Origin of the sequence: Sphingobium sp. MK2 (genome assembly GCF_040170545.1) — a bacterium.
In the GTDB taxonomy this organism is placed as follows: domain Bacteria; phylum Pseudomonadota; class Alphaproteobacteria; order Sphingomonadales; family Sphingomonadaceae; genus Sphingobium.
Window position 1 is genome coordinate 85,217 of the sequence record NZ_JAZDXA010000010.1, and the last position, 22,621, is coordinate 107,837.

The 22,621-nt window shown below is 65.7% G+C and carries 17 protein-coding genes and 1 pseudogene; 16 read left to right on the top strand and 2 right to left on the bottom strand.

Translation table 11 applies throughout. From position 1 onward, the window contains the following. The first annotated feature begins 371 nt into the window (after positions 1–371). On the top strand, positions 372–1,334 hold the full coding sequence (gene trxB, locus V2I08_RS06690; RefSeq protein WP_349634418.1) for a thioredoxin-disulfide reductase: 963 nt from the start codon (positions 372–374) through the stop codon (positions 1,332–1,334). A 108-nt stretch (positions 1,335–1,442) separates the two neighbouring features. On the opposite strand, the gene V2I08_RS06695 is transcribed toward trxB, so the two are convergent. Then, complete coding sequence (locus tag V2I08_RS06695) at positions 1,443–1,733, bottom strand: phosphopantetheine-binding protein (protein WP_349634419.1); 291 nt, start codon at positions 1,731–1,733, stop codon at positions 1,443–1,445. A 27-nt stretch (positions 1,734–1,760) separates the two neighbouring features. Then, positions 1,761–2,765: a GNAT family N-acetyltransferase gene (locus V2I08_RS06700; protein ID WP_349634420.1), complete on the bottom strand. Its 1,005-nt coding sequence runs from the start codon at positions 2,763–2,765 to the stop codon at positions 1,761–1,763. Positions 2,766–2,815: 50 nt separating this feature from the next. On the opposite strand from V2I08_RS06700, the gene V2I08_RS06705 reads away from it, so the two are divergent. The 15 genes and pseudogenes from V2I08_RS06705 to V2I08_RS06775 all read left to right on the top strand — a co-directional run bounded on the left by V2I08_RS06705 (position 2,816) and on the right by V2I08_RS06775 (position 22,515). Further along, a complete protein-coding gene (locus tag V2I08_RS06705; protein WP_349634455.1) occupies positions 2,816–4,342 on the top strand; it encodes an acyl-CoA ligase (AMP-forming), exosortase A system-associated in 1,527 nt (508 codons plus the stop codon). Further along, the gene (locus V2I08_RS06710; protein WP_349634421.1) at positions 4,339–5,571 is read left to right on the top strand and encodes a pyridoxal-dependent decarboxylase, exosortase A system-associated; all 1,233 of its coding nucleotides are present in this window, start codon (positions 4,339–4,341) and stop codon (positions 5,569–5,571) included. The genes V2I08_RS06705 and V2I08_RS06710 overlap by 4 nt, the downstream gene beginning before the upstream one ends. Positions 5,572–5,704: 133 nt before the next feature. Further along, entirely contained in the window at positions 5,705–6,349 is a 645-nt protein-coding gene (locus tag V2I08_RS06715; protein WP_310222791.1) for an XrtA/PEP-CTERM system exopolysaccharide export protein, read from the top strand. Position 6,350: 1 nt separating this feature from the next. Then, the gene (locus tag V2I08_RS06720; protein WP_349634422.1) at positions 6,351–7,871 is read left to right on the top strand and encodes an XrtA system polysaccharide chain length determinant; all 1,521 of its coding nucleotides are present in this window, start codon (positions 6,351–6,353) and stop codon (positions 7,869–7,871) included. Positions 7,872–7,898: 27 nt separating this feature from the next. Next, the gene (locus tag V2I08_RS06725) at positions 7,899–8,825 is read left to right on the top strand and encodes an AAA family ATPase (RefSeq protein WP_349634423.1); all 927 of its coding nucleotides are present in this window, start codon (positions 7,899–7,901) and stop codon (positions 8,823–8,825) included. Continuing rightward, a complete protein-coding gene (locus V2I08_RS06730; protein WP_349634424.1) occupies positions 8,822–10,414 on the top strand; it encodes a hypothetical protein in 1,593 nt (530 codons plus the stop codon). The genes V2I08_RS06725 and V2I08_RS06730 overlap by 4 nt, the downstream gene beginning before the upstream one ends. A gap of 25 nt (positions 10,415–10,439) precedes the next feature. Beyond that, positions 10,440–11,429: pseudogene (locus tag V2I08_RS20590) on the top strand (XrtA/PEP-CTERM system-associated ATPase); the annotation flags it as partial. 659 nt (positions 11,430–12,088) lie between these two features. After that, positions 12,089–12,937 carry an XrtA system polysaccharide deacetylase gene (locus V2I08_RS06740; protein ID WP_349634426.1) on the top strand — a complete coding sequence of 283 codons (849 nt, stop codon included), beginning with the start codon at positions 12,089–12,091 and terminating at the stop codon, positions 12,935–12,937. Between the two features lie 2 nt (positions 12,938–12,939). Further along, positions 12,940–14,004 carry a FemAB family XrtA/PEP-CTERM system-associated protein gene (locus tag V2I08_RS06745; protein WP_349634427.1) on the top strand — a complete coding sequence of 355 codons (1,065 nt, stop codon included), beginning with the start codon at positions 12,940–12,942 and terminating at the stop codon, positions 14,002–14,004. Positions 14,005–14,072: 68 nt separating this feature from the next. Then, positions 14,073–15,143, top strand: a complete 1,071-nt coding sequence (locus V2I08_RS06750; protein ID WP_349634428.1) for a FemAB family XrtA/PEP-CTERM system-associated protein — start codon at positions 14,073–14,075, stop codon at positions 15,141–15,143. Beyond that, a complete protein-coding gene (locus V2I08_RS06755) occupies positions 15,140–16,363 on the top strand; it encodes a TIGR03087 family PEP-CTERM/XrtA system glycosyltransferase (RefSeq protein WP_349634429.1) in 1,224 nt (407 codons plus the stop codon). Before V2I08_RS06750 ends, V2I08_RS06755 begins: the two co-directional genes overlap by 4 nt. Then, the gene (xrtA, locus tag V2I08_RS06760) at positions 16,360–17,895 is read left to right on the top strand and encodes an exosortase A (RefSeq protein ID WP_349634430.1); all 1,536 of its coding nucleotides are present in this window, start codon (positions 16,360–16,362) and stop codon (positions 17,893–17,895) included. The genes V2I08_RS06755 and xrtA overlap by 4 nt, the downstream gene beginning before the upstream one ends. A 10-nt stretch (positions 17,896–17,905) precedes the next feature. Next, positions 17,906–19,801, top strand: a complete 1,896-nt coding sequence (locus V2I08_RS06765; protein ID WP_349634431.1) for an XrtA/PEP-CTERM system amidotransferase — start codon at positions 17,906–17,908, stop codon at positions 19,799–19,801. A 234-nt stretch (positions 19,802–20,035) separates the two neighbouring features. Beyond that, positions 20,036–21,385, top strand: a complete 1,350-nt coding sequence (locus V2I08_RS06770) for a sugar transferase (protein WP_349634432.1) — start codon at positions 20,036–20,038, stop codon at positions 21,383–21,385. Positions 21,386–21,387: 2 nt separating this feature from the next. Beyond that, positions 21,388–22,515, top strand: a complete 1,128-nt coding sequence (locus tag V2I08_RS06775; protein ID WP_349634433.1) for a glycosyltransferase family 2 protein — start codon at positions 21,388–21,390, stop codon at positions 22,513–22,515. Positions 22,516–22,621 lie beyond the last annotated feature (106 nt).

A 22,621-nucleotide genomic window follows, 5' to 3' on the forward strand; every position in this document is an offset into this window, starting at 1 on the left:
CAATGTGTAATCTGGTGACCCCTTCCAATGTAGGAAAATCCCTGATCTAACCCCGCCAGTGGATCAGCCGCCCGCCACCATCCGTCCCCAGCCAATCCCTGTCGCGCCACTGGCGCGTCAGCGTGACGCAACCGGCGCGTCGCCTTTGCCCATCTGTGGCGTCGGCTTGGCGTCCCTGTCGCCTCACCGTCGCAATTTCTGCGAATCGCGCCCAAAAGCTGCCCTGCGACACTGTGAACTTCGCCCTGTCGCGCGAGTGTCGCGCCGCCCACATCCCTTCTTGCCGCGCCCCAAGCAAATCCATCGCTTGCCTGCGCGCCGTCACCGCCTATCTCTCCTCCACTACGAATCGCAGCCGGAAAGCCCCGTTCATGACCGCCACCCACTCGACCCGCATGCTCATCCTTGGTTCCGGCCCCGCCGGCCTGTCCGCCGCCATCTATGGCGCGCGCGCTGGCCTCGCGCCGATCGTGGTGCAGGGGATGCAGCCGGGCGGTCAGCTCACCATCACCACCGATGTCGAAAATTATCCCGGCTTCAAGGATGTGATCCAGGGGCCATGGCTGATGGAACAGATGCAGGCGCAGGCCGAGCATGTCGGCGCGAAGATGATGTATGACCAGATCGTCGATGTCGACCTGTCGCAGCGGCCCTTCCGCCTGACCGGCGATGGCGGCATCGTCTATGTCGCCGACACGCTCGTCATCTGCACCGGCGCGCAGGCGAAATGGCTGGGCGTCGAGGGCGAGGAGCATCTGCAGGGCAAGGGCGTGTCCGCCTGCGCGACCTGCGACGGCTTTTTCTATCGCGGCAAGAAGGTGGTGGTGATCGGCGGCGGCAACACCGCGGTCGAAGAAGCGCTCTACCTCACCAACCACAGCCATGACGTCACCCTGATCCACCGCCGCGACACGCTGCGCGCCGAAAAGATTCTTCAGGAGCGCCTCTTCGCCCATCCCAATATCAAGATATTGTGGAACAAGGCGGTCGACAAATTCGTCGGCGGCGGCACGCCCGAAGGGCTGGTCGGTGTCGACCTCATCGACACCGTCACCGGAGAGCGGTCGCATGAACCCACCGACGGCGGCTTCGTCGCGATCGGCCATCATCCCGCAACCGAATTGTTCACCGGCAAGCTGCCGATGGACGAAGGCTATCTGCTGGTCGACAAGGGCACCACCCACACCGCCATCCCCGGCGTCTTCGCGGCAGGCGACGTCACCGACAAAATCTACCGCCAGGCCGTAACCGCCGCCGGCATGGGCTGCATGGCCGCGCTCGATGTCGAGAAATTCCTGGCCGAAGCGGACTTCGAGGCAATGACGGAGGCGTAATTTACCGCCGTTCGCCCTGAGCGAAGTCGAAGGGTTCCGCCGAGCGAAGCGAGGTGCCTTCGCCTCCGCTCAGGCAAGGGCTTCGACTTCGCTCAGCCCGAACGGACCTTATTGGGCCACCTTACCCCGCGCAAAGGCCACCAGCGACCCGAACGTCTCGAACGTATCACCGTCGATATCATCATCCTCGATCAGGATATCGAAGCGGTCCTCCATCTCGGTCAGCAGCCCCGCGACCGCCATGGAATCCAGTTCCGGCAGCGCGCCGAACAGGGGCGTGTCCGCCTCGAATGCATTGACCCGCTCCTGGGACAGGCCCAGAACGTCGCGAAGCAATGTCCGCGTCAGAGGGGCGATGGTATCGGCCTGATCGACCGGCGAAGGATGATTGGCCCGCATAAGGGCGCTTTCCTAGTCATTCATGCCCTATCCCACAAGCGCGGAAATGGCCGTCCGCGCCGCCGGGAGCCAGCTCGACGCAAAGCGCGGGTTGAAGGCGTCGATCTGGTGCAGCGCGATCCGCTCCTCCATCCAGTCGGCCTTATAGCCATTGTCGCCGGTGCCATAGTCGATCAGATCGACCCGATCACCGTCGATGGCCTGCGCAAACATGGCGTGGCTCAGCAAGGTGCCGGGCGACCCGGCATCGTGGGCGCGATCATGGGAGAGTTTGTGAATAAGCGCGACGCCATGTTCCACCGTCCAATACTGCGTCGCCACCGCCCGCCCGTCGAGCCGCGCAAAGCCCAGCCGCAACGTCCCCGCATCGCTCTCCCGTTCCGCAAGCGCGCGCAGGAAGGCCAGCCCCGGCTCCGCCGCCTTCCAGCTACGGTCATGCACATCGACATAGTCGCGCCACAGATCGTCGGTCAGCCGCTCGCTGATCGACAGCGTATAGGGACTGTTGCGCGCCTTGCGCCGCACCAGCGTCCGCAACCGCCCCGGCCGCGCCGCCCAATAGGTTGCGAAATCCCGGCCCACCGGGCGGAGCAGATAGCGTCCCCCCATCGGCCGCGACAGCGCAAACCAGCCCGACCGTCGCAAGCTGGCAAGCAGCGCGCCGCCATCCTCCAGCGGATACAGGTCGATTTGGCTATGCTCCGCCAGCAAATGCCGCGTCAGCGCATCGAGCAACCGACCCTGTTGCGCCTCGTCGGGATCGCCGAGGAATATCGGTGCCCAGGCAAAACTATACCAGTTGGCCAGCGCCGACACCCGCCGCGCCTCCGGTTGCATCAGGACTATCCACGCCTGCGCGCCCCTCTCTTCCGCCACCAGCACGCGGACCGGCGTAGCGGCAAAGCAATGCTGGTGCAGCAGGGCATACCAGTCGAATCGGTCGAACAGGGACGGCATGGCCATCCGATCGGCACGGCCCTGCAGCGCGTGCCCGACTTCGGCCAGGCTGTGATATTCCCTTGTCGTCGGCAACCGACTATCTCCGCAACCAGAAGAGGAACGCTTAGGTGCAAAGTCTGGAAATGGAGTTAAGCCCGGCAGGCCCGTCTGCGGACAGCCTGCCGATCGATCATATCCTGTTGCGCGGCGATCCGCTCCGCCCGGCGCTGGACGGGCGATCGGGCACCTATACTTTCGCCGAGCTGGAGCAAACGCTGGGACGGCTGGCGGGCTGGCTTGCCGGGTTCGGGCTGGAGCCGGGCGCGCGCGTCGCGAGCTGGATCGCCAAGGGGCCGGTCGCAGCCTTGATGCCGCTCGCCGCACCACGCGCGGGCCTTGTCCATGTGCCGATCAACCCTTTGCTCAAACATGCCCAGGTCGCGCATATCCTGTCCGACAGCGGGGCCGCAATGCTGATCGGCACGGCGGCGCGACTCGACAGCCTGCAGCCCGGCGACGTGCCGCCCGATTGCCCGTTGCATCGGGAGGATGACGCCGCCTGCGCCATGAGCGGCGGCGACCCGATCGGCCCGTCCGACGCCGCGCCCGACACGCTGGCCGCCATCCTCTACACCAGCGGATCGACCGGACGGCCCAAGGGCGTGATGCTCAGCCACGCCAATCTCTGGCTGGGTGCGGTGACGGTGGCCGATTATCTGGGCATGGGTGCTGACGACCGCACCGCCTGCGTCCTGCCGTTCAGCTTCGACTATGGCCAGAACCAGCTCTTTTCCACCTGGATCGCGGGTGGCTGCGTCTATCCGCTCGACTATCTGACGCCGCGCGACGTGATGAAGCTGGTCAACCGGCGCGACATCACGACGCTCGCCGGGGTGCCGCCGCTCTGGGTTCAACTGACCGAACTGGACTGGCCGCCTGAGATCGCCGCCAAGCTCAAGCGCCTGACCAACAGCGGCGGCGCGCTGACCCGGCCCTTGGTGGGCAAGCTGCGCGCCCTGTTCCCCCGCGCTGACCTCTATCCCATGTATGGCCTGACCGAAGCCTTCCGCTCCACCTATCTGCCGCCCGCCTTGGTGGACAGCCTCCCCGATTCGATGGGCCGCGCCATCCCCTTTGCCGAGATATTGGTGCTGCGCCCCGATGGCAGGGTCACCGATGATGACGAGCCAGGCGAACTGGTTCATTGCGGCCCCTTGGTGGCGCAGGGCTATTGGCGCGACGCCGCCCGCACCGCCGAACGCTTCAAGCCCGCACCTGCGGCCTCCCGCTATGGCGGCATGGCGGTCTGGTCGGGCGACACGGTGCGCCGCGATGCGCAAGGGCTGCTCTATTTCGTCGGCCGCGACGACGCGATGATCAAGTCGGCGGGCAACCGCATCAGCCCGACCGAGATCGAGGAAGCTGCCGTCGCGGTCGCTGGTGTCGCCGAAGCGGTGGCGCTGGGCGTGAAGGATGACCGGCAGGGCCAGGTGGTCCGGCTGCTGCTACGCGCCGACGATCCGGCCGTCGCGCAAAGGGTCGCCGCCCACCTCAAAAGCGAACTGCCCAATTATATGCAGCCAAGGGACATTAGCGTGCTTTCAACTTTCCCCCGCAATCCCAATGGCAAGATCGACCGGGTCGCCCTGGCGCGGGGCTATAGCGCATGAAGCCGATGGGACCGATCCCGCCCTGGTTCGCAGGTGAGGAGGGCATGTTGCTGATCGGCGGCTATGGCGCAGCCAGTCTGGTGGACGAGGCAGGCGACACGCCGCTCTTCGCCTATGACATGGCGATCGTCGAGGCGCAGGTCCGGCGCTTCCGGGCCGCCATGCCGTCCGCCCTGCACCTCCATTATGCGATCAAGGCCAACCCTTACGCGCCGTTGCTCGCGGCCATGGCGGCGCAAGTCGATGGCTTCGACATCGCGTCGGGCGGCGAACTGGACATGGCGCTGGCAGCGGGCATGGACCCGGCGCGGATCAGCTTCGCCGGGCCGGGCAAGCGCAATGACGAACTGGAAGCCGCCATTTTCGCAGGCGTCACGCTCAACCTCGAATCCGAAGGGGAGGGGCGTCGCGCGCTCGCCATCGGCCACCGCATCGGCAAGACGCCGCGCGTCGCGGTGCGGGTCAACCCGGACTTCCATCTCAAAGGGGCCGGCATGCGGATGGGCGGCGGGGCCAAGCCGTTCGGCGTCGATGCCGATCGCGCGGCGGCGCTCGCCCGCGCGATGATCGACGGTGGGGCCGACTGGCGCGGCTGGCACATTTTCGCCGGCTCGCAAAATCTCGACGCCATGGCGATCATCGAGACGCAGGCCGCCACCCTCGCGCTGGCGGTACGCCTGTCCGAAGCGGTCGGCGTCTCCCCGCCGCTGGTCAATCTGGGCGGCGGCTTTGGCCTTGCTTACTTCCCCGGCGACGTCCCGCTCGACATCCGGCCGATCGGCGTCGCGCTGGATAGCGCGCTGGAAGCGCTGCCCGACATCCTCAAACCCACCCATTTCGCGATCGAACTCGGCCGCTGGCTGGTCGGGGAGGCGGGCGTCTATCTGACCCGCGTAATCGACGTAAAGGTCAGCCAGGGCGAAACCTTTGTCGTCGTCGATGGGGGCTTGCATCATCAACTTGCCGCCAGCGGCAATTTCGGCACCGTCGTCCGCCGCAACTATCCGATCGCCATCGCCAACCGTTTCGGTGCGGACCCTGCGGCCGATCCCGTGACCGTCGTCGGCTGTCTTTGCACCCCGATCGACCGGCTCGGCGACAAGGTGGCGTTGCCCCCTGTGCAGGAAGGCGACCTCATTGCCATCTTCCTAGCAGGGGCCTATGGCGCATCGGCCAGTCCGACCGCTTTTCTTGGCCATCCAAGTCCTCGTGAAGTTTTACTTGGCTGAATTACTCTACACATAACTCCTAACGGTATCTTTACCCTTTGACGGCATGAAGAGGTCCGAAGCCCTGTGCTGAACGGCCTTGCCACCCCTCTTTGGCGGCCGGTCGCGCAAGGCCGCACAAAGAGGTGAGAATATGCGTTTCCTGTCCGTTTCCAGGCTCCTGATCGGTGCATCCTTGCCCGCCGTCGCCCTGTCGGGCTGCGCCACGGTGCCTGCCGGGCCGCAACTGCCCCCCGCATCTTTCGTGTCGACGCAGGAAGGACCGGGCGAGGAATATATCATCGGCCCGCTCGATGACCTCACCATCTTCGTGTGGCGCAATCCCGAACTGGGGGCCAAGGTCCAGGTGCGGCCCGATGGACGCATCACCACGCCGCTGATCACCGACATGCCGGCTGTGGGCAAGACGCCCAAGATGTTGTCCGACGACATCAAGCTGGCCCTGACCAAATATATCGAAAATCCGCTCGTCTCGGTCATCGTCAACAATTTCAGCGGCACCTTCAGTCAACAGGTGCGGATCGTCGGCGCGACCGACAAGCCCGCCTCGATTCCCTACCGTGCCAACATGACCTTGCTCGACGCGATGATTTCGGTCGGCGGCCTGTCCGAATTTGCCGCGGGCAACCGCGCGCGCCTCATCCGCTTCGACAAGGATAGCGGCAAGCAAAAGGAATATCAGGTCCGCCTGAACGACCTTCTCAAGAAGGGCGACACGCGCGCCAACGTCATGCTCGCCCCCGGCGACGTCATCATCATCCCTGAAAGCATGTTCTGATATGGCCGGTCTTTACGACGAATTGCTGGTCCTGCTCCATGGCATATGGAGCCGCCGCTGGATCGCGCTGGGCGTCGCCTGGGGCGTGGCCATGCTCGGCTGGTTGGCCGTAGCGCTGATCCCCAACAGCTATGAATCGAAGGCGCGGGTCTATGTCAGCACCCAGTCGCTGCTGGAGGACAAGGTCGGCATCACCCAGGTCCAGTCGCAGCAGGAACTGGAGCGCGTGCGCAGCACGCTGGCGAGCGCCGAAAATCTCGAAAAGGTCGTGCGCGAAACCGATCTGTCGCAGGGCGTCTCCGGCCCGCGCGACGTCGCCGCCAAGATCACGACGCTGCGGGAAAATATCACCGTGATGGCGCAGGCCGACCCCAGCATGATCGACATCAGCGCCAAGTCGGCCGATTCGAGCCTGTCGGACGGCGCCAACGCGCGCATCGCGCAGCAGGTGGCGCAAAAGCTGATCGACATCTTCCAGGAAGAAAATCTCTCCGGCGATCGCACGCAAACCCGGCAGAGCCTCGCTTTCCTCGACCAGCAGATTGCTGCACGCGGCAAGCAGATGGAGGCCGCCGACCAGCGCCGCGTCGAATTTGCCCAGCGCTATGTCGGGCTGTTGCCCGGCGCAGGCTCCATCAGCCAGCGCATGGACGCCGCCCGGATGGAGATCAACCAGATCGACTCACAACTGGTGCAGGCACAAAGCGCCCTGAGCGCGATGAACGGCCAGTTGGCGGGCACCCCGCAAAGCCTGCCGGGCGTCGGCGCGGCGGGCGGCCCCTCGGCGCTCAGCCAGGCTCAGTCGAACCTCGCGGGCATGCGCGCGCGCGGCTGGACCGTCGACCATCCCGACGTGATCGCGGCACAACGCGAAGTCGATGCCCTGCGCCGTCAGGGCGGCGGTAGCGCAGGCGGCGGCGGTGGCACGCCCAATCCCGCCTATCTGTCGATCAAGTCGATGCAGGCCGAACGCGCCGCCACGGTGCAGGCGCTTTCCACCCGCAAGGCGCAGTTGCAGGCCGACCTTAACGCCATGATGGCGAAGCAAGTCGATGAGCCCGGCATCGCGTCGGAGCAGGAAAAGCTCGACCGCGATTATGAAGTGCTCAAGACCCAATATGACAAGCTGCTCGCCGATCGCGAGGAAATCCGCCTGCGTGGCGAGGTGAAGTCGGAAACCGGATCGGTCCAGTTCCGCGTCATCAACCCGCCCAGCATCCCCACCGCGCCGACTGCGCCCAACCGGCCGCTGCTGCTGCTCGGCGTGCTGATCGTCGGCATCGGCGCTGGCGTCGGCGTCGCCTTCGCCATGGGCCAACTCAAGGGGACATTCCCCACCGCGGCCCGTCTGGAACGCGCCATCGGCCTGCCGGTCGCCGGATCAATCAGCCAGGCGGTCAGCGCGACGCAGGTCGCCGTCGAAAAGCAGCGGATGAAGTGGTTTGCGGGCGCCAGCGGCGGTCTGGCGGCGGTCTGCCTGCTGCTGATCGTCGTCGAATTTGTCCAGCGTGGCATGGCTTGAGATGTGGGCGTGAAGGAACCAGGAAACATGAACCAGCATAGCCCCATCAAAGGCGGATCGCTGATCGAGCGCGCCACCGAAATCTATGATTTCAGCGCCGCCCTGCGCGGCCGCGCCGCGCCTGCCGTCGAAATGCCCGCCGATGCGCCGCCGCTCGCCGCGCCGGTTGCCGTCGCGCCCGCCGCGCTGGCCCCCGCGCCGACAGGCTTCCGCGCCTTGCCCTGGACCGGCCCCATCCAGCCGATCGACCGCATCGCGCTCGCCGAAGCTGGCCTGCTCCAGCCCGACGGCCCCGTCACCGCGATGAGCGAGGAATTTCGCCTGCTCAAGCGCGACCTGCTGGCGCAGCTACAGGATAATAAGCGCGGCAACCGCATCCTCGTCTGTTCGCCCCATAGCGGCGACGGCAAGAGCTTCTGCGCGATCAACCTGGCGCTCAGCCTCGCGGCCGAAAAGGACCGCGAAATCCTGCTGATCGACGCCGATTTCGGCAAGCCCGGCATCCCCGCCGCGCTGGGGCTGGAGGCTGGCCCCGGCCTTATGGACGCGCTCGCCGACCCAATGGTGGCGATCGAGGATTGCGTGATCCGCACGGACATTCCCTCGCTCTCGATCCTGCCCGCCGGACAGCGCAGTAACGCGGACACCGAATTTCTCTCCTCCGCACGCACCGAACAATTGCTCGCGCGTCTGACGGAAGGACGGCCCGACCGCATCCTCATCTTCGATTCGCCGCCATTGCTCGCGGCCTCGCCCGCTGCCGTGCTGGCCAGCCATGTCGCCATCGCCCTGCTGGTGGTGCGCGCCGACAAGACCAGCGAAGCCGCTGTGCGCGACGCGATCGGCCTGCTCAAGGGCGGAGCGCAGGTCCAGCTTCTGCTTAACGCCGTCCGCTTCACCGGCGGCGGCCGTCGTTTCGGCAGCTATTATGCCAAGGGGGAAACCCGCTCATGACTCGTTACTGGATCAGCGGCGCGTCCTTCGTCGCGCTGGCCATAGCCGCCGTTCCCGCGCTGGCGCAGGATGCGCAGCGCCGGATGGACGTGACGCCCTATATCGGCATCGACCAGGTGGTGATGGCCCCGCTCAAGGGCGGCGGCGACGTGCTGACCTATACCAATGTCACGGCTGGCCTGACCGCCGAAGTGCAGAATCGCCGGGTCGAGGCAGTGGTCGATGTCCAATATAATCACAGCTTCGGCTGGGGCAGCCAGGCACCCGATCAGGACGTGCTGAGCGGCATTGCCAGCGCGCGCGTCAATCTGGCGCGCGGCCTTTCGCTCAATGCGGGCGGTCTGGCGACGCGGGTGCGCACTGATGGGCTGTCGGGCGCGACATCGCTCAACGACAACAGCTTCACCAGCCAGGTCTATGCCGGTTATATCGGCCCGTCCTACACGACGCAGGTCGGCGACTTCACCGTCAACGGCTCCTATCAACTGGGCTATGCGCGGGTGGAAGACAGCGTCAATGCCGATTTCCTGGGCGGGCGCGCCGGCTCCTTCGCCGATAGCTGGACGCACAGCCTCCTTGGCTCGGTCGGTTTCGGGCCGGGCACAGTGCTGCCCGTCGGCCTGACCGCCAGCGCCGGCTATAATCGCGAAGACGCCAGCCAGCTCGACCAGCGGTTCGAAAATGCCTGGGGTCGTCTGGACGCGACCCTGCCCGTCTCGCGCACCGTCGCGCTTCTGGGCGGCATCGGCTATGAAAAGATCGAGATCAGCCAGCGTTCGCCGCAACTGACGGACGAGGGCGTGCCACTGATCCGCAATGGCCGCTACGTCACTGACAAAAGCTCGCCGCGCGCGCTGGTCTATAATTTCGATGATATCATCTGGGATGTCGGCGTCTTGTGGCGGCCCAGCCGCCGCACCTCGCTGACCGCACGGGTGGGCGAACGCTATGGCGGCATGACCTATCAGGGCAGCTTCACCTGGCAGGGGCAGGACAGCAGCTTCGGCCTCATGGTCTTCGATGGCATCGACAGTTTCGGCCGCATGATCATGGCCGATGTCGCCGCCGTGTCGGGCAGCAGCCTCAATGTCGTGCGCAATCCCTTCACCGGCGATCTCACCGGCTGCGCCTTCTCCACCACCGGCGGCGGCCAATGTTTCAACGATTCGCTGTCGGGCATCACTGACGCCAATTTCCGCTATCGTGGCGTTGCGGCGCAATATGCGCTGCGGCGCGGACCATGGGGCTGGGGCCTTGGTGCTGGCTATTCGCAGCGCAAGTTCATCACGCCGCAGGGTCAGAGCGTGCTCATCAGCGGATCGCGCGATCAGAACTGGTACGGTAACGGCTCGGTCAGCTATATGTTCAACGACAGCGACAGCATCGACCTTGTCACCTATATCAACTATTTCGACGCCAGCGGCGATCGACTGGATGTCCTGAACTTCGGTGCATTTACCAGCTATTATAAGAATCTGACCCGGCGTCTGTCGGCCTCGGCCTCGGTCGGGCTGGACGGTGTGCAGGCAGACGACTTCGAAACCATCATCAGCGCGTTGGGCCAGGTCGGCCTGCGCTACAGCTTCTAACGGGTCGGCCTGGGGAGACGAAGATATGTATGATCAATTCTACGGATTGCAGGGTCGCCCGTTTCAGCTAACGCCCGACCCGCATTATTATTTCGAAAGCGCCACCCATCGCAAGGCGCTCTCCTATCTCGGCTATGGCCTGGCGCAGGGCGAAGGCTTCATCGTCATCACCGGCGACATCGGCGCGGGCAAGACCACTTTGGTCGGCCATCTGATGCAGACGATCGACCCTTCGCGGCTCACTGCCGTCAAGATCGTCTCGACCCAGGTACAGGGCGACGACATGCTGCGCCTCGCCGCGCAAAGCTTCGGCCTCGCGACGGAGGGCATGACCAAGGCGGCGACGCTGCAACAGGTGGAAGCCTATCTGCACATGCAGGCGCGCGCCGGGCGGCGCACCCTGCTGATCGTGGACGAGGCGCAGAATCTCGCCGTCTCGGCGATCGAGGAACTGCGTATGCTGTCCAATTTCCAATTGGGCGGCCAGTCGTTGTTGCAGATATTCCTGCTCGGCCAGCCCGAATTTCGCGACCTGCTCAAATCGCCGCAGCTCGAACAGTTGCGCCAGCGCGTCATCGCCACGCATCATCTCGAACCGATGATGGCCAATGAAGTCGAACCCTATGTCATTCACCGCCTGACCGTGGCGGGCTGGGATGGTCGCCCGATCTTCAGCCGCGACGCCTTTGCCGCCCTCTATGCCGCGACCGGCGGCGTACCGCGCCGCTTGAACGCGCTGGTCAGCCGCGTTCTCCTCATGGGCGCGATCGAGCAATTGGAAGCGATCGACGCCAATGTCGTGCAGGCGGTCGTCGCCGACATGGGTCTGGACATCGACGTCACGCCAACGGCGATGACGCCCTCCGCGCTGGACGATGTCGAAGATGTCGTCGCAGCCACCGCGCCGGCAGCCGACGCAGAACCGGACATGGCAGAAGATGTCGCACCGCTCGAACCGGAAACGGTCGAAGAGGCAGACGAGATCATGGCCGAAGTCGAGGCAGAACAGGATATGATCGACGAGATCTGGCCCCTGGCCTCCAACACGCAGGACACTGGGATGGTGGACGAGGCGGCCGAGGAAGAGGGCATCGAACAGGAAGCGATCGGAGACGAACCCGTCGCCCTTGAAGATAGCCCGGCACAGGATGACATCACCCTTGGCAGTTTCACCTCGCCTTATGACCAGTCCGACTGGTCGGTTCAGCGTCCACCCTTCGCAGCCCCCGTCGAAACCGCCAGCCTCGATGAGGATCAGCCCGAAGCCGAACTAGCCGAAGAACTAGCCGAAGCACTGGAGACCAGGATCGCCGACCTGCACGAAGCCGAAGCGGAACAGCCCGATATCATCGACGCGGAAGCCGTCGAGACGCTGCGCCACGACATGCTGGGCGAGATCGAAGCGCTGCGCGCTGAAATCGCCTCGCTGCGCGCGGTGCAGGCGCATGTGCCGTTCGTTCCTGCCCAGACGATTGATCCCGAAGCGCTCAAGGATTGCTTCACCCTGATCGAGGAGCGGCTGTCCTCGCTGGAATTTCGCGCCGAGGAACAGGATACCGCACTGCGCCGCGTCCTGACGCTGCTGGTCGATTGGGTCGAACGCGAAGATCGCATGGCGGGGGTGACGCAGGATAGCGTCGCCGCCTGACGGCCAGACGCGCGGGAATTGAAAGAATGATGCAGAACGCCCTGTCGGTCGATGTCGAGGACTGGTTCCAGGTCGGTGCTTTCGAGCGCACGATCCGTCGCGCCGATTGGGACGGACTGACGCATCGGGTCGAAGGCAATACCGACGCGGTGTTGGACCTGTTCGCGCAGGCGGACGTCAAGGCGACCTTCTTCACCCTGGGTTGGGTAGCGGAACGCTATCCCGCGCTGATGCGGCGCATTGCGGAAGCCGGGCACGAAGTCGCCAGCCATGGCTATGACCATGCCCGCGTCTTCACCTTCACCCCCGAAGCCTTCCGCGCCGACCTGCGCAAGGCGCGCGCCATATTGGAGGATGCCAGCGGCCAGCGCGTCACCGGCTATCGCGCGCCCAGTTTCTCCATCGACACCCGCACGCCCTGGGCGCATCCCATTTTGGCGGAGGAAGGCTATCGCTATTCCTCCAGCGTCGCGCCGATCCGGCATGACCATTATGGCTGGCCCGAATCGCCGCGCTTCGCCTGGAAACCCGTGCCGGGGTCCGATCTGGTCGAACTGCCGGTGACGACCGCGAAACTGGGCAATCGCACGTTGGCGGCGGGGGGCGGGGGCTTTTTCCGGCTGCTGCCCTATGGCTTTTCGCGCTGGGCGATCCGGCAGGTCAATCATCAGGCCGGGCGGCCCGCGATCATCTATTTCCACCCGTGGGAAATCGACCCGGACCAACCGCGCGTGGCCGACGCGCCGCTGCGCTCGCGCCTGCGCCATTACAGCAACCTGTCGGTCATGGCCGCCAAGCTGCGCCGCCTGACGCGCGACTTCGCCTGGACACGGGTCGATGCGCTGGCCGACGCCGAAGCGGCGCGGGCGTCCTGACGATGGGGCAGGCTGTCACACCCTTCATCACGCTGATGGACCTGTCCGATCCTGCGCAGGCAGGGGCGGTGGACGCCTATGTGATGGCCCATGCAGATGGCACGCCCTTTCACCGCCCGGCCTGGCTGCTGGCGGTGGAGAAAGGGACTGCCAATCCCGCGCTCATCCTTGCCGCCGTGGGCCATTCGGGCGGCATCAGCGGGCTGTTGCCCCTGCATCATGTGCGTAGCCGACTCTTCGGGCAGGCGCTCGTGTCGACCGCCTTCGCTGTCGATGGCGGCCTGTTGGCGGACAATGATCGCGTCGCGGCAGCGCTCGTCAGCGCGGCCGAGCATCTCGCCCATGACCGTGGCGGTCTGTCGCTCGAACTGCGCGGCGGACCGTGCCCCGGCCCGACATGGGAACAGCGCGCCGACCAGCATGTCGGCTTCGTCCGGCCGATCGCTGCCGATGACGATGCGGAATTGCTGGCCATCCCGCGCAAGCATCGCGCCGAGTTGCGCAAGGCGCTCGCTAACCCCGCCTTGGCGATCGACATCGGGCGCACTCGCCAACATCTGCGCGACCATTATCGCGTTTACGCCACCAGCGTCCGCAACCTTGGCACCCCGGTCTTCCCCGCGCGCCTGTTCCGCGCCGTGCTGGATCGGTTCGGCGAGGATGCGGATGTATTGATCGTGCGCGATGGCGACCGGGCCGTCTCGGCGGTGCTGACCCTTTATCATCGCGGGCGGGTCATGCCCTATTGGGGCGGTGGCCTCGCCGATGCACGGCAGCTGCGCTCCAATGAACTCATGTATTACCGCCTGATGGGCCATGGCCGCGCACGCGGCATGACCCTGTTCGATTTCGGCCGGTCAAAAGTGGGCAGCGGGCAGGCGGCCTGGAAAAAAAGTTTCGGCTTCGAGCCGCGTCCTCTGGTCTATCATGAATGGGCACCCGATGGCGCGCGGCGCGATGTGAACCCGCACAGCGAGAAATATCAGCGCCGCATTGCCTTGTGGAAGCGTTTGCCGCTGCCGGTCGCCAATCTGGTCGGCCCGCTCATCGCGCGCGGCCTGGGATGAAACGGGAAATCTATGCTATGTCGGCCTATGGGACCGGCGGGGGTCGGGGGGACTAGGACGTCATGTTCATGCAAGGGATAACCGAGGTCGGCCTCCTCGTCGAAGAGGCGCGCCTTGCCGATGCGACAGAGGTTGCCGTAATCGACGCATGGGTGCGCGCCCATCCGCAATCGACGCCCTTCCATCGCCCCGGCTGGATCATGGGGGTTGAGCATGGCACAGGTCAGAAGGCCCGGATGCTGGTCGCGCGACTGGGCAGCCAGATCGTCGGCGTCCTGCCGCTCACCTACATCCGCTCGATGCTGTTCGGCCGCGCCCTGGTCGGCAGCGGCTTTGCGGTCGACGGCGGCATCCTCACGACCCATCGCAAGGCAGGCGAGATGCTGGCCGACGCCGCCTGGACGCTGGCGCAGAAGCTTGGTTGCACGACGCTCGAACTGCGCGGCGGCGAAGCGCCAGCCGGTCTCGCCTGGCAGGCAAAAGCCGACGCCTATCTCGGCTTCTCGCGCCCGCTCGCCGCCGATGACGAAGCGGAACTCAAGGCCGTGCCCAAGCGCCACCGCGCCGAAATCCGCAAAGGGCTGGCCAACGATCTTGTCTTCGAAAGTGGTCGCGACAAGCGGCTGCGCGACATCCACTACCGCCTCTACGCCCATAGCGTTCATCATCTGGGCACCCCGGTCTTCCCCCGCGCCCTGTTCGATGGCGTGCTGGATCGTCTCGGCGAAGACGCCGACATTGCGGTCGTGTCGAAGGATGGACAGCCCGTGTCGGCGGTCATCAGCCTCTATCATGGCGGCGCCTGTATGCCCTATTGGCACGGCGCGGCCGATGGCGCGCGGACCATGCGCTCGAACGAAGCGCTCTATTTCCTGCTGATGCGCCAGGCGCGCGAGCGCGGCTGCACGACCTTCGATTTCGGCCGGTCAAAGGTCGGCACCGGCCCCGCCGCCTGGAAAAAGACCTGGGGGTTCGAGGGCGAACCGCTCGGCTATCATCTGCGCACCGCGCCGGGCAAGGAGACGCGCGACGTCAACCCGCTCTCACCACAATATCGGCGCAAGGTCGAATATTGGAAGAAACTCCCCGAAAGCCTCGCGACGTTGATCGGCCCGCATATCGCGCGGGGCCTTGGATGACGGGCGAGATCCTCTTCCTCTGCCATCGCATCCCCTTTCCGCCGGACAGGGGCGACAAGATCCGCTCGTGCAACCTGCTCAAGCGGCTGGCGCAGGTCGCCCCCGTCCATGTCGGCTGCTTCGCCGATGATGATCGCGACATGGGCTTTGCCGGGGAACTGGCCGCCATTGCGCAGAGCCACTGCCTGCTCCGGCGCGACAAGTCCAGGATCGTGGCTGGCCTCACCGGCCTCGCCAAGCGCGAACCCTTGCTCGTGTCGCTGTTCGACAATCCCGGCCTGCACCAGTGGGTCGCGCAGACGCTGGCCGACCGCCCGGTCCGCGCCGTCGTCGCCTATTCGGCGCAGATGGCGCATTTCGTGCCCACGCTGCCCCCCGGCGTCCGCTTCCTGATGGATTTCGTCGATTTCGATTCGGCCAAATATGCCGCCTATGGCGCGCAGGGGTCGGGACCGATGGGCTGGATCAACCGGCGCGAAGGCCGCGTGCTGCTCGACTTCGAGCGCCGTGTCGCCGCCCGCGCAGATATCTCCACTTTCGTCAGCGAAGCCGAAGCCGCCCTGTTCCGCGCCGCCAGCGGCCTTGGCCCTGACCGCATCGTGCCGCTCGAAAACGGCGTCGCGCTCGACTATTTCGACCCCGCCGCTGATTTCCCCCCGGTGGATCATGGCGACGGCCCCTTGCTCGTCTTCACCGGCCAAATGGATTATCGCCCGAACATCGAAGCCGTCGACAGTTTCGCGCGCCAGACCTTGCCCGCCATCCGCACCGTCCATCCCAACGCCCGCTTCGCCATCGTCGGCCGCAACCCATCGAAGGCCGTCGAAGCGCTCGCCGCTCATCCCGGCGCGATCGTCACCGGCGGCGTCCCCGACGTGCGCGGTTGGCTGGCGGCGGCCGACATTGTCGTCGCCCCCTTGCGCATCGCGCGCGGCATCCAGAACAAGGTGCTGGAAGCCATGGCGATGGCCCGCCCCGTAGTCGCTTCGCCCCAAGCCGCCGAAGGCATCGACGCGCAGGATGACCTGCACTTGCTGATAGCCGCCAACCCCGACGAAGAAGCCGCGACGATCAACGCGCTGCTAGCCAATCCTGCCCACGCGGCCCAACTCGGCCTTGCCGCCCGCGCCCGGATGGAGGCCCGTTACCGCTGGTCGGCAACGCTCGCGCATCTGCCCGACCTGCTGTTCGGCCAGTCAGCAGGCGCGCGCGCCGCATGACCGGCCAGACCTTGTCCATGGCACAACCGCCGCTTGTCGATCTCACCGGATGGCGGGGCCATCTGACCGCACTCGGCGTCGTCGCCTTCTCGATCCTGACCCTCTTTTTCGCCGATGTGCAGTCGATGGCGGCGATCTGGTGGCATTCCTCCACCTTCGGCCACTGCCTGTTCATCCCGCCGCTCATCGCCTGGCTGGTGCAGCAGCGCTTGCCCGGCCTGCGCCAGATGGAGCCGGTCGCCTGGGCACCGGGCCTCATTTGGCTGGGGCTGGGCGCGCTTGCCTGGTTGCTGGGCGCGGCGGCCGGCGTCGCCATGGTCCGCCACGGTGCGCTGATCCTGATGTTGCAGGGCGCGACCATCGCGCTGCTCGGCCCGGCGGTCACGCGCGCGCTCATCTTCCCGCTCTTCTACGCCTTCTTCATGGTGCCCTTCGGCGAGGAACTGGTGCCGCCGCTGCAACTGGTAACGGCGCATCTGACCATGTTCTTCCTCGACCTGTCGGGCGTGCCCGCCCATATGGAGGGCATCTTCATCACGACGCCGACCGGCTATTTCGAAGTGGCGGAGGCCTGTTCGGGCGCGAAATTCCTTATCGCCATGACGGCCTATGGCGTCCTCGTCTGCAATGTCTGTTTTCGCACCTGGCCGCGCCGCATCATCTTCATGAGCGGCGCGCTGCTGCTCTCCATCCTGGCCAATGGCGTGCGCGCCTTCGCCACCATCTTGGTCGCGCACCTGACCACCATCGATGCGGCGGTGGGCTTCGACCATGTCGTCTATGGCTGGGTCTTTTTCGCGATCATCATGATCGTGGTGATGGCAACCGCCTGGCCTTTCTTTGATCGCAAGCCGGGCGATCCCTGGTTCGACCCGCAGCGCCTCCAGCCCGAAACACCACCGCAACGGTCGGCCGGACGGGTGGCGGGCGGCGCGCTGGCGTTGATCGTCGCCGCGCCGCTCTGGCTCGCGACCACCGCTGCGACCGCTGAGCGGCTCCCGCCCCGGATCGATCTGCCCGCCGTGCCCGGCTGGATGCGCAGCGACACGCCCATGGCCTATCCTTGGAAACCGCGCTTCGATGGGGCCGATCATTTCGTCTTGGGCCGTTATCGCAATGCGGACGGCCAGGTCGTCGACCTCGCCATCATCGCCTATGACCGGCAGGACGAGGGCCGCGAACTCGTCGGCTTTGGCCAGGGTGCGGCCGACCCCGACAGCCAATGGGTCTGGTCCTCGCCCGCGCGCGCGCCGCACGATGCGCGCGGCGAACAGATTACCGCGCCCGGCCCGGTCGTGCGTCAGGTCGTGAGCTATTATGTGGTTGGCGGTACCCCTCCGACCGGCAGCCGACCGGGCGTCAAGATCGCCACGATGAAGGCCCGCCTGCTGGGGCAGGACCAGCGCGCCGTCGCCATCCTCATCTCCGCCGAAGAAGGGCAGGGCGCGCGCGCCGATGCGGCGATCCGCGCCTTCCTGACCAATATCGGCGACATACAGCTTTTGGCTGACCGCAGCGCGGGCATCCGCTAGGGAGGTTCGCATGTGCGGCATAGCGGGTATCTTTCATCTGGAAACGGCCAAGCCGGTCGATCCCGCGCGGGTCCGCGCCATGCTCGATGCGATGCCGCATCGCGGCCCGGACGGCAGCGGCATCTGGACCGCGCCGGGCGTCGGCCTTGGGCATCTGCGCCTCTCGATCATCGACCTGGAATCGGGCGCGCAGCCGATGCTGACCGACGACGAGGCGTTGGCCGTCATATTCAACGGCGAAATCTATAATTTCGCCGAAGTCCGCGCCGAACTGGAGGCGAAGGGCCATGTCTTTCGCACCCATAGCGACACCGAAGTCATCCTGCACGGCTATCGCCAATGGGGCGAGGAGTGCGTCCATCGCTTCAACGGCATGTTCGCCTTCGCCCTGTTCGACGCGCGCGCGCAGTCGCTCTGGCTCGTGCGTGACCGGCTGGGGGTCAAGCCGCTCCATTATGCCCTGCTGTCCGACGGCAGCCTGATCTTCGGATCGGAATTGAAGAGCCTGCTCGCCCATCCGCTGCTGCGCCGCGCGCCGGACCTGTCCGCGCTCGAAGATTATATGGCCTATGGCTATGTCCCCGACGATGCCTGCCTGGTCGCGGGCGTGCGCAAGTTGGGCGCGGGCGAAACGCTCCGCCTCGTGCGCGGCCGCCCCTTGCCCCAGCCGCACCGCTATTGGGACATCAGCTTCGCCGACCGCACCAAATCCTCGCCGCAGGAATCGGAAGAAGAACTGGTCGCCCTGATGCGGCAGGCCGTCCGCTCGCGCATGGTCGCGGACGTGCCGCTGGGCGCCTTCCTGTCGGGCGGCGTGGATAGCAGCAGCGTCGTCGCCCTGATGGCCGAAGCGTCGAGCCAGGCGGTCAAGACCTGCACCATCGGCTTCGACGTCGCCGCACTCGACGAAACCGCTTATGCCGACCGCATCGCCCGCCGCTTCGCCACCGATCATCGCAGCCGCATCGTCTCGCCCGACGATTATGGCCTGATCGACCGGCTCGCCTTCCATTTCGATGAACCCTTTGCCGATGCGTCTGCGCTGCCGACCTTCCGCGTGTGCGAACTGGCGCGCGAGCAGGTGACGGTCGCACTGTCGGGCGACGGCGCGGACGAAGCCTTTGCGGGCTATCGCCGTCACCGTTTCCAGATGCAGGGCGAACGCATCCGCGGCCTTATCCCTGCGTCGATCCGCGAACCGCTGTTCGGAACGCTCGGCAAATATTATCCCAAGGCCGACTGGGCACCGCGCGCGCTGCGAGCCAAATCCACCTTCCTTGAACTGGCGGGCGGCGGCGGCGAAGCCTATGCCGCATCGGTCGGCGTCACCCCCCACGCCCTGCGCCAGCGCCTCTTCACGCAGGAGGTCAAGGGCCGGCTCGGCGGCTATCGCGCCGAAGACCGCTATGTCAAAGCCATGGCCAACGCGCCCGCGCGCGACGCCCTCGACCGCGCGCAATATGCCGACATCAAATATTGGCTGCCCGGCGACATCCTGACCAAGACCGACCGGATGAGCATGGCCGTCAGTTTAGAAGCGCGCGAACCCCTGCTCGACCATCGCCTCGTCGAATTTGCCGCGCGCCTTCCGGTCAGCCAGCGCATTCGCGGCAATAGCGGCAAATATCTGCTGAAAAAGGCGATGGAGCCTTATCTGCCGCAGGACATACTTTATCGCCAGAAAATGGGCTTCGTCACCCCGATCAGCGCCTGGTTCCGTGGCGCGCTCGCAGGCGAAGCCACCGCCATCGCGGGCGGATCGGCCCTGGCCCGCACCGAATGGTTCGACAGCGCCATGCTCGCCCGCATCGCCACCGACCACCGCTCCGGCGTCGCCGACCATGGCCGCCTGCTGTGGCAACTATTGATGTTGGACAAGTCGCTGACGCGATTGTTCGGGGTGTAGGGTCCACGCGATCGACCCTAGCCGCATCCTCCCCTGTAAGGGGAGGTGGCAGCACGCAGTGCTGACGGAGGGGTGTCCCCCTATCGATGGCGGGACACCCCTCCGTCTGACCTTCGGCCAGACACCTCCCCTGCAAGGGGAGGATGAACAAGAGCGGACACCGCGACTCCCACCCCCTTGCAACCCGCGCCGCCCGGTGCCAACGGAGCGCATGGCGATGATCAGGGCGCAGCAGTGACAGTTTCCAAGGAAATCGTGCGGTTCCGGCTTTACGCGCTGTGCCTGGGCGGGGACATGGCCGGGCTGTTCTGCGCCTTTCTCGCCGCCAACTGGTTCGTGTTGGGTGCGCTGTGGGGCGAGCCGGGCAAGCCCCACGGCCTCGTCATGTTCGCGATGGTCGCGCCGCTCTACGCGCTACTGGCGGTGCAGGGCGGCGGCTATGGCATTCAAAGCATCAACAATGTCCGGCGCGGCATCGTCCGCGCGCTGCTGGCGCTGGTGCAGGCAGCGCTGCTGATGCTGCTGATCGTCTATCTCGGCAAGATGGCCGAACAATTGTCGCGCCTGACCTTCATTACCGGCCTTGGCCTGGGCGGTCTTGCCGTCGCGCTGGTGCGCCTCGCGATCGCGCGGCTGGCAAGCCAGGTGCTGGGTGCCGTGCCCGACCTCACCGTCGTCATCATGGATGGCGTGATGATCGCCACCGGGCCGCATATGACCGTCATCGAAGCCGCCGCCATCGACCTGCGCCCCGAACGCCATGATGCCGACATGGCCGCACGGCTGGCGAGCGCGGTCGGCATGGCCGAGCGCGTGATCGTCGCCTGTCCGCTCGACCGGATGGCCGACTGGTCGGCGGCGCTCAAATCGCTGTCCGCCCGTGGCGAGATCGTGGTGCCCGAACTGCTGCGTTTCGCGCCTGCGCGCGTCGCCGAATTTGACGGCCAGCCGACCATCATCGTCGCGGGTGGCCCGCTCCAGTTCCGCGACCGGCTGATCAAGCGGCTGTTCGACCTGATCGTCGCCACCGTTGCCACCATCCTGCTCTCGCCCATCCTGATCGGCGCGGCGCTGGCGGTGAAACTGACCAGCCCCGGCCCCATCCTCTTCCGCCAGCCGCGCATCGGCAAGGATGGCCGCTCCTTCTCCATCTACAAATTCCGCTCAATGCGGACAGAGGCCAGCGACACGCACGCCGCTACGCTAACCAAGCGCGACGATGATCGCGTCACCCCGATCGGCGCCTTCCTGCGCAGGACAAGTATTGACGAATTACCTCAACTTTTCAATGTGTTAGAAGGCGATATGAGCATCGTCGGCCCGCGTCCCCATGCCGCCGCCGCGCGGGCAGGGGACAGCCTCTATTGGGAAGTCGACCCCCGCTATTGGGCGCGCCACTGCATCAAACCCGGCATGACCGGCCTCGCCCAGGTGCGCGGCCATCGCGGCTCGACCGACCATCATCAGGATCTGATCGACCGCCTGCAATCGGACCTGGAATATGTCAGCGACTGGTCGGTCTGGCGCGACCTGCGCATCATCGTCGCGACCCTGGGCGTCCTCGTCCACCACAAGGCCTACTAAGCATGACCGACCTGCTAATAGGCGTTCTACTGTCCGCTTCGCTGTTCGCTTTGCTGTGGCCCTTCCTTTTCTACCCCTTGATTTTGCGCGCTTTACCGACGCTTCCCGAAGCCCCGACAGCGCACACCCTGCCCAGCGCCTCGCTGCTCTTCTGCGCGTATAATGAAGCGGGCGCGATGCCGGAGAAACTGGCCAATATCGCCATGCTCAAGGCCCGCCATCCGGGGCTTGAATGCCTTGCCTTCGACGATGGCTCGTCCGACGGCACCGGCGACCTGATCGCCGCCCAAGGCACTCCGGTCACCCTGATCCGTGGCCCCGGCCGCAGCGGCAAGGCGCACGGCATGAAGCAACTCGCCGCCCGCGCCAGTGGCGATGTGCTGATCTTCACCGACGCCAATGTCCTGCTGGACGGCAACGCCATCGACAATCTGCTAGCCCGCTATGCCGACCCGGATGTCGGCGGCGTGCTGGGGTCGCTCCACTATATCGGCGCGGACGAAAGCGCGACCGCCTCGGTCGGCTCGCTCTACTGGCGGATCGAGGAACGGCTGAAGGATGAGGAGTCGCGCACCGGCAATGTGCTGGGCGCCGACGGCTCGATCTTCTCGATCCGCCGCAGCCTCTATCCCGATTTCCCCGACAGCGTGCTGGATGACCTCACCGTCTCCATGGCGGTGGTGTTCGCGGGCAAGCGCCTGATCAAGGCCAAGGACGTCATCGCCCGCGAACGGCTGGTGACGGGTCGCAAGGACGAATATCGCCGCAAGGTGCGCATCGCCGCCCGCGCCTGGCACACCCATGTCCACCTGCGCCCGCAATTGCGCCAAATGCGCGCTATCGACCGCTTCAAATATGCCTCGCGCAAGATCGTCCGCTGGTTCGGCGGCGTCTTCATCCTGACCGGGGCAGTGGCGGCGGGCACGCTGGCGATGCGGATTTCCCCCATGCTCTACATGGTCGGCGCGCTGGCCGTCGCCCTGACGCTCTGGGTCGGGATACGCGCGAAAAGCGGCCCGTTCGCAGCGCTGGTCGACATCATGATAGCCTATGCCGCCACCTTGCAGGGCGTGGTCAAAGCCATGACCGGCCGCACCGTGACCACCTGGAATCCAGCCAAGTCACGCTGATCGATAAATCCTCCCCTGCAAGGGGAGGATGCCTTTGCCGTTTACCTTCAGAATATACGGAACCTCTCTCACCCCCTCGTCAAACGCCTGCGATATTGTATAGCCC

What these genes read in the sequence shown, in the direction of transcription:
- trxB (WP_349634418.1), top strand. Translation starts at nt 372, where the DNA reads ATGACCGCCACCCACTCGACCCGCATGCTCATCCTTGGTTCCGGCCCC.
- V2I08_RS06695 (WP_349634419.1), bottom strand. Translation starts at nt 1,733, where the DNA reads ATGCGGGCCAATCATCCTTCGCCGGTCGATCAGGCCGATACCATCGCC.
- V2I08_RS06705 (WP_349634455.1), top strand. Translation starts at nt 2,816, where the DNA reads ATGGAGTTAAGCCCGGCAGGCCCGTCTGCGGACAGCCTGCCGATCGAT.
- V2I08_RS06710 (WP_349634421.1), top strand. Translation starts at nt 4,339, where the DNA reads ATGAAGCCGATGGGACCGATCCCGCCCTGGTTCGCAGGTGAGGAGGGC.
- V2I08_RS06715 (WP_310222791.1), top strand. Translation starts at nt 5,705, where the DNA reads ATGCGTTTCCTGTCCGTTTCCAGGCTCCTGATCGGTGCATCCTTGCCC.
- V2I08_RS06720 (WP_349634422.1), top strand. Translation starts at nt 6,351, where the DNA reads ATGGCCGGTCTTTACGACGAATTGCTGGTCCTGCTCCATGGCATATGG.
- V2I08_RS06725 (WP_349634423.1), top strand. Translation starts at nt 7,899, where the DNA reads ATGAACCAGCATAGCCCCATCAAAGGCGGATCGCTGATCGAGCGCGCC.
- V2I08_RS06730 (WP_349634424.1), top strand. Translation starts at nt 8,822, where the DNA reads ATGACTCGTTACTGGATCAGCGGCGCGTCCTTCGTCGCGCTGGCCATA.
- V2I08_RS06740 (WP_349634426.1), top strand. Translation starts at nt 12,089, where the DNA reads ATGATGCAGAACGCCCTGTCGGTCGATGTCGAGGACTGGTTCCAGGTC.
- V2I08_RS06745 (WP_349634427.1), top strand. Translation starts at nt 12,940, where the DNA reads ATGGGGCAGGCTGTCACACCCTTCATCACGCTGATGGACCTGTCCGAT.
- V2I08_RS06750 (WP_349634428.1), top strand. Translation starts at nt 14,073, where the DNA reads ATGCAAGGGATAACCGAGGTCGGCCTCCTCGTCGAAGAGGCGCGCCTT.
- V2I08_RS06755 (WP_349634429.1), top strand. Translation starts at nt 15,140, where the DNA reads ATGACGGGCGAGATCCTCTTCCTCTGCCATCGCATCCCCTTTCCGCCG.
- xrtA (WP_349634430.1), top strand. Translation starts at nt 16,360, where the DNA reads ATGACCGGCCAGACCTTGTCCATGGCACAACCGCCGCTTGTCGATCTC.
- V2I08_RS06765 (WP_349634431.1), top strand. Translation starts at nt 17,906, where the DNA reads ATGTGCGGCATAGCGGGTATCTTTCATCTGGAAACGGCCAAGCCGGTC.
- V2I08_RS06775 (WP_349634433.1), top strand. Translation starts at nt 21,388, where the DNA reads ATGACCGACCTGCTAATAGGCGTTCTACTGTCCGCTTCGCTGTTCGCT.